At 55.3% G+C, this 15,443-nt stretch carries 14 protein-coding genes and 1 rRNA gene; 4 read left to right on the forward strand and 11 right to left on the reverse strand.

Going from position 1 to position 15,443, the window contains the following annotated elements; translation table 11 throughout:
* The first annotated feature begins 41 nt into the window (after positions 1-41).
* Together rrf and ACYQ04_RS01105 are read left to right on the forward strand one after the other, a co-directional pair.
* A 5S ribosomal RNA gene (gene rrf, locus ACYQ04_RS01100) occupies positions 42-163 on the forward strand.
* Positions 164-237: 74 nt separating this feature from the next.
* Positions 238-1,272 (forward strand): hypothetical protein, encoded by a 1,035-nt coding sequence (locus ACYQ04_RS01105; RefSeq protein ID WP_460126884.1) that lies wholly within the window; start codon positions 238-240, stop codon positions 1,270-1,272.
* Here ACYQ04_RS01105 and ACYQ04_RS01110 read toward each other — a convergent pair.
* The gene (locus ACYQ04_RS01110; protein ID WP_460127247.1) at positions 1,252-1,995 is read right to left on the reverse strand and encodes a PH0542 domain-containing protein; all 744 of its coding nucleotides are present in this window, start codon (positions 1,993-1,995) and stop codon (positions 1,252-1,254) included. The genes ACYQ04_RS01105 and ACYQ04_RS01110 overlap by 21 nt on opposite strands.
* Before the next feature lie 69 nt (positions 1,996-2,064).
* Here ACYQ04_RS01110 and ACYQ04_RS01115 point away from each other — a divergent pair, with 69 nt between their 5' ends.
* Complete coding sequence (locus ACYQ04_RS01115) at positions 2,065-3,336, forward strand: outer membrane protein assembly factor BamB family protein (RefSeq protein ID WP_460126886.1); 1,272 nt, start codon at positions 2,065-2,067, stop codon at positions 3,334-3,336.
* Here the strand turns inward: ACYQ04_RS01115 and ACYQ04_RS01120 are convergent.
* Genes ACYQ04_RS01120 through ACYQ04_RS01165 form a run of 10 tightly spaced genes read right to left on the reverse strand, consistent with a single transcriptional unit; the run spans position 3,329 to position 13,989 of the window.
* The gene (locus tag ACYQ04_RS01120) at positions 3,329-4,354 is read right to left on the reverse strand and encodes a CheF family chemotaxis protein (protein ID WP_460126888.1); all 1,026 of its coding nucleotides are present in this window, start codon (positions 4,352-4,354) and stop codon (positions 3,329-3,331) included. The genes ACYQ04_RS01115 and ACYQ04_RS01120 overlap by 8 nt on opposite strands.
* An 18-nt stretch (positions 4,355-4,372) precedes the next feature.
* Entirely contained in the window at positions 4,373-5,113 is a 741-nt protein-coding gene (locus ACYQ04_RS01125) for a hypothetical protein (RefSeq protein WP_460126890.1), read from the reverse strand.
* 39 nt (positions 5,114-5,152) lie between these two features.
* The gene (locus ACYQ04_RS01130; protein WP_460126892.1) at positions 5,153-7,396 is read right to left on the reverse strand and encodes a methyl-accepting chemotaxis protein; all 2,244 of its coding nucleotides are present in this window, start codon (positions 7,394-7,396) and stop codon (positions 5,153-5,155) included.
* A gap of 25 nt (positions 7,397-7,421) precedes the next feature.
* Entirely contained in the window at positions 7,422-7,913 is a 492-nt protein-coding gene (locus ACYQ04_RS01135; protein ID WP_460126894.1) for a chemotaxis protein CheD, read from the reverse strand.
* A gap of 3 nt (positions 7,914-7,916) precedes the next feature.
* Positions 7,917-8,714 (reverse strand): chemotaxis protein CheC, encoded by a 798-nt coding sequence (locus ACYQ04_RS01140; protein WP_460126896.1) that lies wholly within the window; start codon positions 8,712-8,714, stop codon positions 7,917-7,919.
* Positions 8,711-9,343, reverse strand: coding sequence for a chemotaxis protein CheC (locus tag ACYQ04_RS01145; protein WP_099212079.1), 633 nt, complete (start codon positions 9,341-9,343; stop codon positions 8,711-8,713). Before ACYQ04_RS01145 ends, ACYQ04_RS01140 begins: the two co-directional genes overlap by 4 nt.
* Complete coding sequence (locus ACYQ04_RS01150) at positions 9,333-11,681, reverse strand: chemotaxis protein CheW (RefSeq protein WP_460126898.1); 2,349 nt, start codon at positions 11,679-11,681, stop codon at positions 9,333-9,335. The genes ACYQ04_RS01145 and ACYQ04_RS01150 overlap by 11 nt, the downstream gene beginning before the upstream one ends.
* Complete coding sequence (locus ACYQ04_RS01155) at positions 11,656-12,765, reverse strand: protein-glutamate methylesterase/protein-glutamine glutaminase (protein WP_460126900.1); 1,110 nt, start codon at positions 12,763-12,765, stop codon at positions 11,656-11,658. The genes ACYQ04_RS01150 and ACYQ04_RS01155 overlap by 26 nt, the downstream gene beginning before the upstream one ends.
* Positions 12,766-12,776: 11 nt before the next feature.
* The gene (locus tag ACYQ04_RS01160) at positions 12,777-13,139 is read right to left on the reverse strand and encodes a response regulator (RefSeq protein WP_042690875.1); all 363 of its coding nucleotides are present in this window, start codon (positions 13,137-13,139) and stop codon (positions 12,777-12,779) included.
* Complete coding sequence (locus tag ACYQ04_RS01165) at positions 13,114-13,989, reverse strand: CheR family methyltransferase (RefSeq protein WP_460126903.1); 876 nt, start codon at positions 13,987-13,989, stop codon at positions 13,114-13,116. Before ACYQ04_RS01165 ends, ACYQ04_RS01160 begins: the two co-directional genes overlap by 26 nt.
* 243 nt (positions 13,990-14,232) lie before the next feature.
* Here ACYQ04_RS01165 and ACYQ04_RS01170 point away from each other — a divergent pair, with 243 nt between their 5' ends.
* Positions 14,233-15,441 carry a methyl-accepting chemotaxis protein gene (locus ACYQ04_RS01170; protein ID WP_460126905.1) on the forward strand — a complete coding sequence of 403 codons (1,209 nt, stop codon included), beginning with the start codon at positions 14,233-14,235 and terminating at the stop codon, positions 15,439-15,441.
* The last annotated feature ends 2 nt before the right edge of the window (positions 15,442-15,443 follow it).

Consider the following 15,443-nt stretch of genomic DNA (forward strand, 5'->3'; position numbering starts at 1 on the left):
GACCGCAAAGTTTATAAAGTCATCTCTGAAGGTGTTATCGGCACGGCGGCCATAGCGGCGGGGTTACACCCGGTCTCGTTTCGACCCCGGAAGTTAAGCCCGCCTGCGTTCCCGGGTGTACTGCCCTCCGAGAGGGGGCGGGAAACCGGGAACGCCGCCGGCCACTAACCTTCTCTCGTAACCACCTACACAAAAGCTATTTAAGCGGTTTGTAGCTATTTTTTACGGTCGGTAGTCATGCTCAAGAAGTCAGCGAGGGGCAGGTTGAGCTGGGACTACATAAAGGACAGACACTCCGAAGTTATCGGTGAGCTTAAAACCCTTCGTAACTGGGACGAGGTTAAGTCCGCGATTCCAGAGTCCGAGACGCTCGGTGACTACTCCCTTTTGGCACTCGAGGCGATTGCTGCGGTAATCCGGGAGCTTAGGATTGAGCGCTCCTTCCTCAGCGAGAAGATTGAGACCATAAACCGGAAGCTCGAGGAGCTCGGGACCTCACACCGGGAGCTCAGCTACTCCGTGGAGAAGCAGTTCAAGGAACTTGAGAACAGAATCTCAGAGCTGGAGCAGAGGACGCTCTTTCTGGAGGGCGTTGAGGCCATAGTGCCGAGGATAAACGAGCTGGAGGAAAGACTTGACCGACTTCCGGCTGAGCTCTTCAAGCGCGTTGAGGATGCCTACGGTAAGAAGGTTGACGAGCACCTTCACCGCATACTTGAGGAGCGCCTCGAGTCCCTGAGGGAGGAGCTGAAGCGGGAGGTCTTCGGCATAAGCGTTGACCTTTCCCGGGCCCTTAGGGACCTTCAGGAGCACTACGAGAAGCTCGTCGAGGAAAACGTCCGGCTCAGGGGTCTGGCAAAGGAAAACGAGAAGCTGAGGAAGAAGCTCGTTGAGCGCGAGCGCGAGCTTGAGGAGCTGAAGAAGAGGCTCGCAATGTTCCAGGAGATGGCAAAGCGCGTCGATGCCCTGAGCGAGAAGATTGGGAAGTACGAGGAGAGGCTCAAGGAAATAAAGACGATTGAGCGGGAGCTCGTCTCATTAACCGGAGCGAGGGACGCTAGGTCGGCGATTGAGGTTTTGAAGAAGGACTTCGTTCCCAAATCCCAGTTCGAGCAAACCGTTCGGGAGATAAAGTCCGCGCTGGCCGAGGTTGAGTCCCTGAAGGAGGAGAACGAACGCCTCAGGCGGGAGAACGAGAAACTTAAGGAGGCCCTCAAGACAATCCTCCAGGAGCGGTTGGAAGGCGGGGAATCACCTCTCCAGGAGAAGTAGCCGTTTCATGCCCTCCTTCAGCCTTTTCTGAACGAGGTCGCTTTTATCGTCCTCTATAGACTGGAGCTTCGATATCACGACCTTTCTCAGCTTGTCGTTCTTCTCCCCGAGGGAGACGAGGGTCTCGACGGCGCTCGCGCGCACGAGGTCGTCCTCGTCCTGGAGGAGTGTGAAGAGCTTCGGCAAGAACGGCGTTACGTAGCGCAGACCGTTCTCACTCAGCGCCGCTATGAAGTTCAAAGCGGCGAGCTTGTCGGATGCGTCCTTTGAAATCAGCATGAATCCTATGTCCCTGAAAACGTTGCCGAGCAGGCTTGGTCTGGCCTTCATAATCTCCTCGAGGACGTACGTTGAGTTCACCTTAATCTTGGGGTCGCCTATGCGGTAGTTCGCAAAGATTACCGGAACGACCTTGCTCACTTTCTCCGGTGCAATATCGGCCAGAACGCCGAAGGCTCTGGCTATCTCCTGGGTTAGCGGCACGGCCTCACTTTTCCTGAGCATAACCATCAGCTTCGTCAGGAGTGACTCATGGAGCTCCGGCATGTCCCTCAGGACCTCGACGACGACTCGGAGGGCGTTCTTCTGAACCGTCCAGAGGTCATCGTCGAGAAGCTCAAGAACTTCCTTGAGGAATTCCTTGTCTATGGAAGCCCTTGCCACGATTTCCTGGAGCCTCTCCCCCGTCGCCAGTGCCTCCCTTAGGTCGAACTCCTCCTCCATCTCTTCCACCAAGTGGAGTACGGCAAAGGTTTATATAAGCTTTTCACCACTCCTTTTGGGGGATTAGCCATGAAGAGAAGCGTTCCAGTGATTTTAGTGGCTTTACTGGCGTTTCTTCTGCTCGGAAGCGTTTCAGCGTCTCAGAATCCAGTGCTGTGGAAGGGAACCCTCTGCGAGAACGTGAAGTACCAGAAGAGCATAGAGGCAGTTGCCCTCACGAATGGGACCGTTTACGCCGCCTGCTCCTACAGACAGGTGGTGAGTTCAAAGGGCCTCGTTGAAATCTACTACCTGGGTAACCTCGCGGCTTTTTCGCTCAACGGAACCAAACTGTGGCAGAATTCCTCCGGCTACACAGTTAAGCTCGTACCCGTTCGGGGAGGTCTCCTCGTGGGGAGCTTCGGTGGTCTCCTGAAGTTCGACAACATGGGTCGTGTCGTGGCCACGTACGACGTCCTTAACAAGCTCTACGACTTCGCAATCTCGGGGGAAACCGCTTACCTCGTGGACGGCGACTTCTACGTCTCGGGTAACAGGACCTCGTACAGGGGTCACGTTTACGCCGTAAAGCTCAACGGGAACTTCACCCCCCTCTGGAACATCACCTTCAACGATATGCTCACCCGGGTTCGTGTAGGGGAGGTAATCTACGCGAGCTCAGGCTTTCCCTCGGGCTACGTTGGAAAGTGGCAGTTCGGCTCGCTCTACGGAATTTCTCGCCAAGGAAAGCTCCTCTGGAACGTGAGCTTCGGTCACTGGGTCAGGGATTTGGAGGTCTGGAAGGGCAACGCGGTCCTTGGAACCGGCTGGGACGACTCTAAAGGCCGTCTCTACGTGGTCTCCCCGAGTGGAAAAGTGCTCCTCAACGAGAGCCTCTTCTACACCGAAGACATTCTGGTTCTCAACGATACAGCTTACGTCAGTGGTTACGACGGCAAAAACGGAACGCTCGTCGCCGTTGAACTGCCCTCCGGAAAGACCCTTTGGGAGAGGAGGTTCCCCTACCGCGTTAAGGTCCTTGCCTACACCGACGGCGTTCTCTTGGCTGGAACCGGTAGGTTCGTGAGCAAGGCCGAGAACGGAACGACCTACGTTTACAGCGTCGGAAACCTCTACGCCATCAACCCAAAGGACGGAAAGACCCTCGGCGAGCTCCCGAACACGGGCTACGTCAGGAGCATAGCCGTGAAGGGCAACGAGGCGGTAATTGGAACCGCGAGTTCAACGTTCTACGTGGTCGATGTCGATGCAATGAAAGGAAGCCAGAAGAGTTCGATATGCGGGCCTGGGTTCATAGTTCTCCTCGCCGTTGCGGTGCTACTCCTGAGGAGGTTCACATAGAGACGAGGCCGTATTCGATTAGCTTGTTCACTATTTTTCTTCCTTCCCTCGTGAGGTCTACGACCTTCCTTATCATGACTATCTTGAGGAGCCCCTTGTCTATCATCCTGTCGTAGATTTCCTCGATTTCCCTCTCGCTGAGGCCGAGGAACTGGTGTATCTCGAGCGGGTTTAGACCGGAGTAGAGCGCCATGAGTATCTGCTTCTCCGTTTCGTCGAGGCTCTGAAGCTCTTTAAGTTCTTTCTCCATTACCTCCTTGAACTCCGCCTGGAGCGTTGGGAACTCCTTCGAGACCTTCATGATGAACTCGAAGTAGCCTGGTATGTACTTGAGCAGGTAGCGCAGAATGAAGAGCCTCGTCTTCTTCTCGGGGATGTAGAGGTAGGACGTTACGGTCTCGCTGATGTAGAAGTGCTTTATCTTCCACGCCTGAACCTTCTTGCCGTCCATGTCAACTTCCTCGACGTCCATGTCCTCAACGTCCGAGAATATCGGGATGGGCCTCATGTCGGGGTCGAGAACCACGATGTTCCTCTCGGTTTTCCCCTTCTTGGCGGACTTGACGGAGACTATCCTCAGCGAACCGTCCTGCCACTTGGAGTCCATGTTTATCGCTCCGCCCTTAATTCTCGCGAGCTGTAGTCTGACGGCCTTTCCGTTTATCAGTGTTTCAAAAATCGTGTGGACGAACTCTTGAAACTTCTTCTCGTCGTATATGAGCAGGTTGTCGCCTATCGTCAGGATGAGCGTGAGGTCGCCCCTTCCGGGAACGTAGAACTTCATCCCGAAGTGCTCCTTCTCTGGGTTGAGCTTGTAGTTGTCGGGAACGTTTACGGCCAGGTCCGTCAGGGACGAGAACGGGAAGTTGTCCTCGCCAACGACCTCCCCCATGCGAAGATACTTCAGAATAAGCCTATCGTGCTGAATAACCCCGAGGGCATCGCGCCAGTTTACCCTACCGGAGCCCTTCCATGACGAGATTATGGCTACCTTGACCCGGGTTTCTGTGACGGCCATGGCTCATCCCTTCCGCCCTCACGTGAGGGCCTGGTACTCTTCGAGCTGCTTCTCCAGCTTCTCAACCTTCGCGCGGAGCTTCTCGCACTCCTGCGAGAGCTTAACCTCGAGGGGCGTTACCGCCGGGTTCCCGCCGCGCGAGGATATCATTTCGTCGAGGATGTTTATAGCGTTGTTGATGCTACTCGTTATCCTTATAAGGGCTTCCTCCGGCGGGAGCTTAACGGTCGTCTTGCCGTCCTTGCTCTTGACCGTAATCGGGAGCTTCGTCCTCGCGACGTACGCTATCACCTGGTTGAGCTTCTCCTTGTCCTTTTGGCTCGGGAAGCGCGCAAGCCAGAGCTTCTTGAACTCGTCGAGTTCGGCAAGGACCTTCATGAGGAACGCGTTGTACTCGTCCTCGCTTATGTATCCAAGGGTGTAACCTCTCGCGACGTCGAGGAGCATGAGGAGCCTCTCCTTTTTGTGCCTGGCCTCGTCGAGGACGCGCTGGACCTTCTCGTCGATGACCTGGCGGAGCTTCTTGATGAGCTCCTCCTCGTTGACCCCCGAGACGCTCATCTGCTTCTTCTCCTCCTTGGGAACTCTCTTGGGCTCCTCTCTCTTCGGTGCGGGGCTCTCGCTCTTCAGCTCCCGCTCGAGGAGCGCCGCGTAGAGTTCGCCCATCTGGTTGCTTATCGCGTTGGTGATGATGTACGCTGTGACGACCATGCCGAGCAACACCACGACCGCGATGACTGCAATCATTATCCAGTCCACGTTCTCACCCCCTCAAACTGGAAAGGGAAACAACGAAAGTCAGAGTTTGAATTTGCTGATGATGTTTCTGAGTTGTTCGACGATTCTCTTCAAGTCGTTGGCGGCACGCTCAAGCTCCTCAGTGGCGGCAGTCTGCTCTTCAACGGCAGAGCTAACCTCCTCAGCACTGGCGGTCGTTTCCTCAGCACTCGCAGCCAAATTCTCCAAAGCACGCAACGCCTTATCAACCTCCTCCTGCGTGCGGATAATCTGCTCCTTCACCTCACCCATCCTGCCACTGGCCTCCTGCAGGAGGTCGGCGATGTTGCCGAGGTAGGTTATCGTCTCCCTGAGGGTCTCGGCGCTCTCGCCAACCACTTCAACGCCCTTCTCCGTGCTCTCCACTGCGTCCTTGATTTCGGTGGTTATCTGGTCGATGATGTTCTTGATGTTGTCAGCGGCCTGCTTGCTCTCCTCAGCAAGCTTCCTAATCTCCTGAGCAACGACGGCAAAGCCCCTGCCTGCTTCTCCGGCTCTTGCCGCCTCAATAGCCGCGTTGAGGGCAAGCAGGTTCGTCTGCTCGGCAATGTTCGTAATCACATCCGTAATCTCCTCAATACTCCTGCTCATCTCCGCGACCTTCGTAACGGCGTGCTCAATCTTGCTCATGGTCTCTTGAATGCTCTCTATCTGCTGGGCTGAGACCTCGCTCTTCTCCCTGCCTTCGTTGGCGATGTTCACTACCTCTCCAACAGCTCCTTCGAACTCCTCCATTGCCCTGACGCTTTCGGCGCTGGTTTCTGCAACGAAGCGCATTCCCTCGGTTATTTCGTTGATGTGCTCCTGCTGCCTCTGCGCTTCAATGCTAACCTGCTGAACCGCCTCATTAACCTGATTAATCGCCTCCGTAACATCCTTTGAAATCTGGGCGAGGGTGTTCGCCTTCTTCTCGAGTTCGTCGGTAACGTTGACGATTTCGCCAATTAGACCCTTGAGTTTCTCGTTGGTGTCTTTGAGGTCTTCGAGGATTTCTTTGAGTTCGCCTTTGGCCTCCATGCTTAAACCGTTGCTTAAATCACCCTCTGCGAGACGTTCGAGTTTTGTTGCTATCGTGTTTAAGGTTCCCACAAGGTCCTTCCCAACCGCCTCAAACGCCTTAATCAACGCACCAATCTCATCGTCCTCCAAGTACCGAATCCTCTTAAGCTCCCTGTTCACCTCACTCAACCTGCCCTCAGCAAGAGCCTGCGCCACGCGCTTGAGCTCCTCCAGGGGCTTTATTGAGCTCTGGGTAATCTTGTATGCGGCGCCAACGAGAACGGCGGATATCGCAAGGATTATGAGCGTCATGTACAGTGCCGCCCTCTGGGTTGTCTTCCTCGTGTCGTCCACCGCCTTTATTATGCCCGCACTTATCTCGCTGACTGGGACCTTGGCGAAGACGTACCAGCCCGTTTCGGGAATCTTAACACCCGCGGCGACGGCGCGCACCCCTTCCCATGTGTATATCGTCGTGGCGTTTGGTTCTCCGCTCTTGATTATCTCGGCGACGGGTTTGAGGCTGGGCTCTTTGAAGACATTGAGCTTCATCTCAATCTGGGGGTTGGGGTGGATGTATATCAGGCCGTTTGGGCCGACGACGTACGCGTAGCCTGTTTTTCCTATCTTAACGCTTGTAACGGCCTTTGCGAGCGTGTCTATGAACACATCCAGACCAATGACACCAACGAGTTTACCGTTGTAATAGACTGGAACGGCGTAGGTCACGACCCACTTTCCGGTTGAGGCGTCGCGATATGGCTGGCTCCAGACCGGTCCGTTCTTCTGGACTGCCTCCTGGTACCATGGCCTCTTCCTCGGGTCGTAACCGGCCGGAAGCTTCTGCTCAGGATAAATGTACATGTTACCGTTCACGTCGCCGAAGTACACCGCGCTGAGCTTTGGCTCCGCTTTGGCTATCGTTGAAAAGCGTTCGAGGAGCAGGGGCTTCAGCTTTTCAGCGTAGCCGGGACTTCCAAATGGCGTCCCGGTCTTGTTCAGGTCGTTCAGCGATATTATGGTGAGCTGTTGCGTGGCCCGTCCGAGGGCTTCGACCTCCTTAAAGAACCCGCTGAACTGTTCCGCCAGTGCTTTCGCCTGCGCCATAGTCATTTCCTTGGCCTGGTAGTCCACCTCTGGTGCCAGCTTCTGCTGGATTATGTCGCTCGTGTGGTTTCCCGTGTACAGCATCATGGCGCTGGCTATCACTGCCACGAGGAACAGCGAAACGACAACGATACCAACAATTTTCGTCCTGAAGTTCATCGAATCACCCCCTCGTGTTCCTGATTCAATAAATCTTCTCGATGACTTTTCCGCCTGAAACCTTCCTCATTCTGACTTTACCCGTTGATAGGTCGAGGTAAATCGTCCTTCCGCCCTTTCCGCCCGTGTCCTCCGCGATCAGTCTTATGCCGTACTTCCTGAGCTCCCGCTTCGCCACCTCGACGTTTCTCTGCCCTATCATCAGCTTCTCGTTGGTCACGTTGGTGAACATGTGCGCTCCCCCGAAGAGCTTTGCCTCGGCCCTCCTCGGGTTTCCGCCGAGCTTCTGGATGTCCCTGATGAGCAACTGCAGGCCTGTATCGACGTACTTGGCCGGGTTTCCCTTGTTGCCGTAGTAGCTCGCCTCCGGCAGGAGCGCGTGGAGCAGACCGCCAACCTTGGTCAGGCGGTCGTAGAGGGTTATACCGACACAGCTACCTAACCCGTAGGTGCTGATTATCCCCTCCTTCTTGCCGACCGCGTAGTCACCGATGCCGACCTTTATCTCCGCCGGCAAGGTTCAACCCTCGGTTTTCTCGTTGATTGTAGGCTCGGAGTCCACGGCAGGGGTCTTTTGAGCTTCCTCGGTGGATTTTTCGGGAGCTTCTTCAGGGGTACTCTCCGGGACCTCCTCAACCCTGCTCTCGCTCACCTCTTCCCCGGGCTCTATCGTCTCTTCGGGCGGTATCTCGGGCTCGACGTCCTTTACCTGGGCCTCAAGCTTGCCGACGAGCTTGTCAAAGGCGTCTTTGGTTGGCACAAGGTAGAACAGGCTCTCTATTCCCGTGTCCTTCTGGTAAAAGCGTGTCTTGAACATTATGACCTCGGTGACGTCCCTGAGGTCGGGCCTCGACAGCTCCTTCTCAACGTCGTAGAGGCTCTCGGCCGGCTTTGGTGGGCTCAGGGAAACGGGTTCCTCGATGAGCTTCGCGAGTATGTCCGTGTAAACCGAAATCAGTATGTTGCCTATCTCCATTATCGCCGAGCGTCCCATCTCGTCTATTCCCTCGTCGCCGGGGTCCATCCCGAGGAGCGTCATGACGAGAGCTTTGGCGCTCTCCTTGGGGAACTGGAGTATCGTCAAACCGCTGAGCCCCTCAGTTATGTCGAACATCACAACGAAACTGTTCGTTATTCCCTTGCTTGCGAGCTCGTGGAGGAACTTTGCCCTGGGAATTACGCTGACGGTCGGGGGCTCCATCTCTATCTCGCCTATCATGTTCGAGAGCGCCGTGAGAGCGTGGCTCATCGCTATGTTGGAGGCTTCCCTAAATATGTCCTGATACCACTCCGAAAACCAGTTCTTGTGCCCGCTCATACGAATCCCCCCAGCAGGGTATCAACAATCTTCTTCATCGAGGCCGGGTGTGGGATAATCGTGAAGTGCTCCTTGAACTCTATTCCCTCAATCTTCATCTCGGTTTTGAGGAGCATCGTGTAGTCGCAGTGCTGGGCAACGTCGGCCAGCGCGAAGTCCAGTATCGCTGGGGTGAAGTCAATCGCTATGTCCGGCGGCGTCTGGTTGATTTCCGTTCCGAGAAACTCGCTGAGGGCGTTGGCGAAGGCCGAGATTAGGATGTTGCCCATCTCCATAACGGCCGACGCAACCATGTCGTCGAACTCGGTCGTCGTCCCGGGTTCCTGGCCCATCATGAGGTCGAATATCCTAAGGGCATCCTCAAAGTCGAGGAAAAAGAACGCGTGGCCCTCAAAGCCCCCGCTGAGCTGTATGTAAACTGCCACCTTGACGTCCTCGCCGACCTTTTCCGGGACGGACTTGATGGAGGTTATCTCTATCTCCGGAACCGTGATGTTCACCGTCAAACCCGTCATCTCGCTGAGGGCATCGGCTGCCCGTGAGGCACCTATGTTGAAGGTCTCGACCAGCGCGCTCTTGGCGACCTCGTCGAGGTTCTTTATGTACTCCTCGTAGTTCTCAGATTCCACCACGTCCACCTCCGAGGAGACCGTTAATCTCGATAATCAGCACGACGCTACCGTCACCGAGTATTGTCGCTCCGGCAAAACCACTGATGTGCGAGAGCATCTTGCCGAGGCTCTTGATGACGATGTCCTTCTTGTGGAGGAGCTCGTCAACTCCTATGGCCACCTTCTGGGCGCCAAGGTCAACGACCAGGGCCGGGAACTCTTCAAGCTTTGGAACTGGCAGGCCGAAGAGCTCGTGGAGCATTATGACGGGTATAATCTCACCGCGGAGAACTATGACCTCCTTTCCGCCGATGCTCTTGAGGTTCTCGCGCTTTATCTCGATGCTCTCTATTATGTTGTTTATTGGAACCGCGTAGACCTCGTCCTGCACCTTGATGAGGAGCGCCTGGATGATGGCCATGCTCACTGGTAACTTGAGCACGAAGGTCGTTCCCTTCCCGACCTCGCTGTAAACGGCTATGCTTCCGTTGAGGCTCTTAACGACTTCCTTGACGACGTCCATACCGACTCCTCTTCCAGAAACGTCCGTGACCTGGTCCTTGGTGCTGAAGCCCGGCAGGAAGATTAGGTTTATCGCCTCCTCGTCGCTCATCTCCGCGGCCTGCTCCGGGGTTATTAGGCCCTTCTCTATCGCCTTCCTCTTAATCTTCTCAGGGTCTATTCCCCTTCCGTCGTCCCTGACGATTATCTCGACGTGGCTCCTCTCACGCCTTGCTATGAGCTCAAGCTTTCCTGCCCTCGGCTTGCCGAGCTTCTCGCGCTCCTCCGGTGGCTCAATGCCGTGGTCTATGGCGTTTCTGAGGAGGTGGACGAGAACGTCACCGAGCTTGTCGAGTATCGTCCTGTCAACCTCGATGTCCGCTCCCTCGATGATGAACTCGACTTCCTTGCCCATCTTCCTCGCGAGCTCGCGGACCATCCTCGGGAACTTGTTGAAGACTTCAGCGACAGGTGTGAGACGCATCTCCATTATCTCGTCCTGCAGCTCGGTGAGGAGCCTTGAGAGCGTTGACAGCGTCTCGAGAAGCTCCCTGTCGCCGAGCCTCTCCGCTATCTGCTCAAGCCTTCCCTTGGTGATGACGAGCTCACCGACGAGGTTCATCAGTCTGTCTAGGTGTCCCACGTCCACCTTGATTATCTTGGAAATCTTGACCTTTGGCGTCTTTATCGGGCCTTTTACGGTCTTTTTCCCTTTCTTTTCGGTCTTCTCTTCCTTTTTCGCCTCCTTCTTTTCGGCTTTGGGCTGGGTCTGGGCCGGAGCGCCCTCTCCTACTTCCCTAACGTCGGCGCTCTCGACGTCCGGGTGCTTGGTGATTATCTTAACTATGTCCTCCTTGTTGAGGTTCGTCTTCAGAATGACCCTGAAGTAGTAACCGTCAATCAGCTCGCCGTTCTGGATGTCAATCTCGTTTGGTTCGGTCTTCTCAACGAGGCCAACCTTCTGAAGGTCCTGGAGAACGAGATAAGAGCGAACACCTTTGAGTGGGGCGTCCTTCTGGAGGTAAACGGTGACCTCGTATTTCTTTTCTCCTCCCTCAACCTTTGCGCCCTCTCCGCTCGCAACTGTCTCGCCGCCGAGCGTCTGAACCTCGACCTTCTCAACCTCGGGATGCCGAGAAACGACCGTTTTAATTTTCTCCGGGTCCTCTTCGGTCTCTATGACGAACTCAAGAACGTCAACGTCTGCCTTTCCGTCCTCGATGACCTTCCTCTCGGGGTTTGTCTCGACGACGACTCCCAGTTCATCGAGGTCAGAAAGGATGAGAAAAGCCCTGACCCCCCTCAGGGGGGCGTCCTTCTGGAAGTAGACCTTCACGAGGTAGCGGTTGCCGGAGGGGGGAGCTCCTGGAGTTTCGGCTTCTTCCGCTTTTCCTTCTTCGGGAGCTTTCTCCTCCGTTTCCTCTTCCTTCCTCCCACCGCCTGCTCCCGCCTGGTCGAAGAACTTCTGGGCCTTCTCGAAGAGCGAATCAACGTCGAAGTCGCCCTCCTCCCCGGTCTCCTCGATGTTGTCAACCATGGCCTCGATGATGTCGAGGAATTCGAGGAGGACGTCTATGAGCTCTGGAGTTGGCTCAATCTTACCGCTCCTGACGAGGTCGAAGAGGTTCTCCATCTTGTGGGCCACTTCGCTGAGCTTCATGAAGCCCATAGTCGCGGCCGTACCCTTGAGTGTGTGGGCGTCGCGGAAAATCTGGTCTATCATTGCCTTCTTCTCTTCCTCGCTGCCGCCTTCTTTGACTATCTTCTCCAGCGTGAGTATGGCGTTGCTGAGGCTGTCTATCCTATCCCTCGCGTCGGCGAGGAACTCATCAAGGTACTGTGAAAGGTCCTCCACCGCCACCACCCCGCTTTATCTTGTTCACTGCCATCACAACGGTGTCGGCGATTTTATCGAGCGGCACGATGTAGTCAACCATGCCCGTCTCGGCGGCCGCCTTTGGCATTCCGTAGATTATCGAGGTCTCCTTGTCCTGCGCGATGGTGATTCCGCCCTTCTTCTTGATGGCGACTATTCCCTGGGCCCCGTCTCGTCCCATCCCCGTCATAACGACGCCGACGGTTTTCCTCCCAAAGACCTCCGCGGCGGTAATCATCATCGGGTCGGCGGCAGGCCTTACGCCGTGTATCTTCGGTTTCTTGTTGAGGGTTATCACGGGCTTTCCACGCCTCAGCTCGACCTCCATGTGGTAGTCACCAGGCGCAACGTAGGCCCAGTCCTCCTCGATGGGCTCACCGTCTTCCGCCTCCTTCACGTTGAGCTTGCTGACGCTGTCGAGCCTCTTGGCGAAGGACTTCGTGAAGCCTGGGGGCATGTGCTGGACGAGCAGGATTGCCGCGCCGAGGTGCTCTGGGAACTTGGGGAAAACCTTGAGGAGGGACTGCGGTCCACCGGTTGAGGCCGCCATTGCAACCGCAATCCTAGCGGGAACCCCTTTCCTCTTGACCTTGCTCTTCTGGGCCCTCAGCAGTCTCGTCCTCTTGAGCTCAAGGAACCTCTTTGGAACCTTCGCCGCCTCCTTGATTTTCGCGATTATCTCGTCCTTCATCTCCTTCATGCTGAGGGAGATTGAAGAGCTGGGCTTTGGAATGAAGTCAATCGCTCCGTACTCGAGGGCCTTTATCGTCGCCTCAGCACCTTCCTGTGTCAGTGCGCTGACCATGATTACCGGCGTCGGGCTCTGCTTCATTATCACCCTGAGGGCGTCGAGGCCGTTCATTCGTGGCATTTCAATGTCGAGCGTTACCACGTCGGGCTTGTGGAGCTTGACCATGTTTATGGCCTCGATTCCATCACGGGCTTCGCAGCAAACTTCAAGCTCGGGGTCGGAGTTGATTATATCCCTGAGTATCTTGCGCATGAATGCCGAGTCATCAACGACGAGTACCCTAATCTTTTTCCTGGGTGAGCTCAGGGGCATCATCACTCACCCTAACTCGACAGTACGCGGTTGATTTCCTCAAGCACCTTCGGGGCCTGGAAGGGCTTGACGATGTATCCAGAGGCGCCGGCCTTGAGGGCTTCCATGACCTTGCTCTCCTGTCCGACGGCGGTAATCATGATTATCTTGGCGTTGGGGTCAATCTTCTTTATCTCGCGAACGGCCGTTATTCCGTCCATCTCCGGCATGACTATGTCCATCGTTACCACGTCGGGCTTGAGCTCCTGGTATTTCTGAACGGCCTCCTTTCCGTTGCTTGCTTCCCCAACAACCTGGTGGCCGCCCTGTGTCAGTATCTTCTTCAGGAGCATGCGCATAAATGCGGCGTCATCTACGACCAAAACCCGGGCCATACTTCTTCACCTCCGGCTTTACGTTCAGGTTCTTGCGGTAAATCCTCGCGACGAGGTCGTACAATTTGAACAGCTTTGCCGCGTTTCCGAGTATCGTCTCGGTTTTACCGAGAATAAGGAAACCGTGGTCTTCGAGCGAATCGTACAGCTTGGCAAATATCTCCTCCTGCGCCTCCCTCTTGATGTAAATCAGCACGTTGCGGATGAATATGACGTCGAAACCCGTTGGATACCTCGGGCTGAAGAGGTTGAACTGCTGGAACTTAACGAGCCTTCTAATCTTCGGAGACACGCGGTAGCGCTCGTCGCTGACCCTCGTGAAGTACTTCGGTATCATGTGCCTTGGGACCTGCTTCTCGACGACATCAACCGGGTACTCCCCGCGCATCGCCACCGCCAGCGCTTCCCTGTCTATGTCTGTCGCGAGTATCTGAACCCTGAAGCCGCCGAGATTCTCTCCAAGGGCCTCGTAGAGGGTCATCGCTATCGAGTATGGCTCCTGTCCCGTGGAGCAGGCCGCGCTCCATATCTTGAGCGAGGAGCTGTGTTGTTCCCTCTTTATCTTCACGAGCTCGGGTATGACCTTTCTCTCGAAGGTCTTCCACACGACGGGGTCGCGGAAGAACTCGGTGACGTTTATAGCGACTGTTAAGAGCAGTTCGTCTAGCTCCTTTTTGTTGGTCCTAATCAGGCGGTAATACTCCATGAAGTTCGTAATCCCCAGCTTTCTCATCCTCGCGCGTATTCTTCGCATGAGGTATGAATCCTTGTAGGCGTCACTGCTAACCTTGAGGTGCCGAAAGAGTTCCTCCTTAATCTTCAGGTAGCCGGGGTCCTTGTAGTTCATCATTCTCTAATCACCTTGGTGAACCTCCGGGATGAAGGCGAGCCCGTTGGGGGCTCAACGAAATTCCCTACAAGTTTATGGGCTTTTTCTCGTAAAAAGCCTTTAGTGTAGATGGTTGTGTAGGTGCATACGCAGGTCGTTACGAATCCAAGGGTTATTATTGTAACTCGTAGTTTTGGTTATTACATACATACGAAAGTCTTTTATCCCTGAAGTGACAATAAGTACCAGTCAGGGGGTGCGCCCATGGGCAGGTCAGTGGCTATCGCCTCGGTGCTATCGGTTCCAGTGGTCACGCTCGCGGGTTCTGCGGTTTCTCTAGCGGTGGGTGCAATAGCGGGCATCGGCACTGCTCTGGTCGTTGGACTCTACCTCTCCTCCAGTCCCAGAAGGGAAGACCTCCTCGACGTTCTTGAGAAGCTCATCGATGGAGAGCACGTCCCCCTCGAGGGCCTTGATTCGGAAACCGCTTCCCGTCTTCTCCGCGTAGTTGAGAAAGCCAAGTCAAAGAGGGAGGTCAGGATTGAGAGGGTAGGCGTTCCGGAGGAAGTTCATGATGTCCTTGAAGAGCTCAGGAACGCCGACGAGAAGGCAACGTCGCTTCTGGAGAGCGCGGACTTTGGGGTTTCCCTTGACTCCAATGGTCTGCTCACGCTCATCCAAGAGGAGCGCTCCCGCGTGGCAGAGCTCGGGGACTACATCCAGACACTTACGGCGGGCATAGAGGAAATGAACACCCAAGCTCAGGCGCTGACCGATTACGCCCTCGAAACGGCGAACATGGCCGAGAAGGGCAAGCAGATTTCCGACAACGTGGCTTTGAACGTCGCGAGCATCAACGAGGTCAACCAGGATATGGAGAAGGCCCTGTCGCTCCTCGTCGAGCACTCACGTAGAATTGGCGAAATCGTCGAGGTCATCGGCAACATCGCGGAGCAGACAAACCTTTTGGCCCTCAACGCCGCAATAGAGGCTGCGAGGAGCGGAGAGCACGGAAGGGGCTTTGCTGTGGTCGCTGAAAACATCCGTGAGCTGGCCGACCAGTCCAAGAAGTCAACCGACCAGATTGCAGAGCTCATCAGGAACATGCAGGAGAGCATTGACAAGGTCGTCGGCTCAATAAAGAAAGAGTTCACGGTCACAGAGGAGATAAAGGACGCCGTTCAAGAGCTCATCGCGGCCTTCGACGATATAGCGAGACGCGCCAACGAGACGGCCAACATGATAAAGGAGCTCTCCGACAGCATAGAGGGCCAGGCTCAGTCTGTTCAGATGCTGATGGACACTTTGGACAGCGTTTACAAGGTTCAGGAGGACCTTTCGACGGAGGTTGATAACTTCACGGCCTTCATCTCCGACGTGCAGACGAGGTTGGAGGAGATTAGAAAGGGTCTTAAGGAGCTTGCCGAATCGGTTTCGCGTTCACGTGAACTCCTTGAAAGGGTTGGGGGGTGATA

It is taken from the genome of Thermococcus prieurii (assembly GCF_054657655.1).

What these genes read in the sequence shown, in the direction of transcription:
- ACYQ04_RS01105 (WP_460126884.1), top strand. Translation starts at nt 238, where the DNA reads ATGCTCAAGAAGTCAGCGAGGGGCAGGTTGAGCTGGGACTACATAAAG.
- ACYQ04_RS01110 (WP_460127247.1), bottom strand. Translation starts at nt 1,995, where the DNA reads ATGGAGGAGGAGTTCGACCTAAGGGAGGCACTGGCGACGGGGGAGAGG.
- ACYQ04_RS01115 (WP_460126886.1), top strand. Translation starts at nt 2,065, where the DNA reads ATGAAGAGAAGCGTTCCAGTGATTTTAGTGGCTTTACTGGCGTTTCTT.
- ACYQ04_RS01120 (WP_460126888.1), bottom strand. Translation starts at nt 4,354, where the DNA reads ATGGCCGTCACAGAAACCCGGGTCAAGGTAGCCATAATCTCGTCATGG.
- ACYQ04_RS01130 (WP_460126892.1), bottom strand. Translation starts at nt 7,396, where the DNA reads ATGAACTTCAGGACGAAAATTGTTGGTATCGTTGTCGTTTCGCTGTTC.
- ACYQ04_RS01140 (WP_460126896.1), bottom strand. Translation starts at nt 8,714, where the DNA reads ATGAGCGGGCACAAGAACTGGTTTTCGGAGTGGTATCAGGACATATTT.
- ACYQ04_RS01155 (WP_460126900.1), bottom strand. Translation starts at nt 12,765, where the DNA reads ATGCCCCTGAGCTCACCCAGGAAAAAGATTAGGGTACTCGTCGTTGAT.
- ACYQ04_RS01160 (WP_042690875.1), bottom strand. Translation starts at nt 13,139, where the DNA reads ATGGCCCGGGTTTTGGTCGTAGATGACGCCGCATTTATGCGCATGCTC.
- ACYQ04_RS01165 (WP_460126903.1), bottom strand. Translation starts at nt 13,989, where the DNA reads ATGATGAACTACAAGGACCCCGGCTACCTGAAGATTAAGGAGGAACTC.
- ACYQ04_RS01170 (WP_460126905.1), top strand. Translation starts at nt 14,233, where the DNA reads ATGGGCAGGTCAGTGGCTATCGCCTCGGTGCTATCGGTTCCAGTGGTC.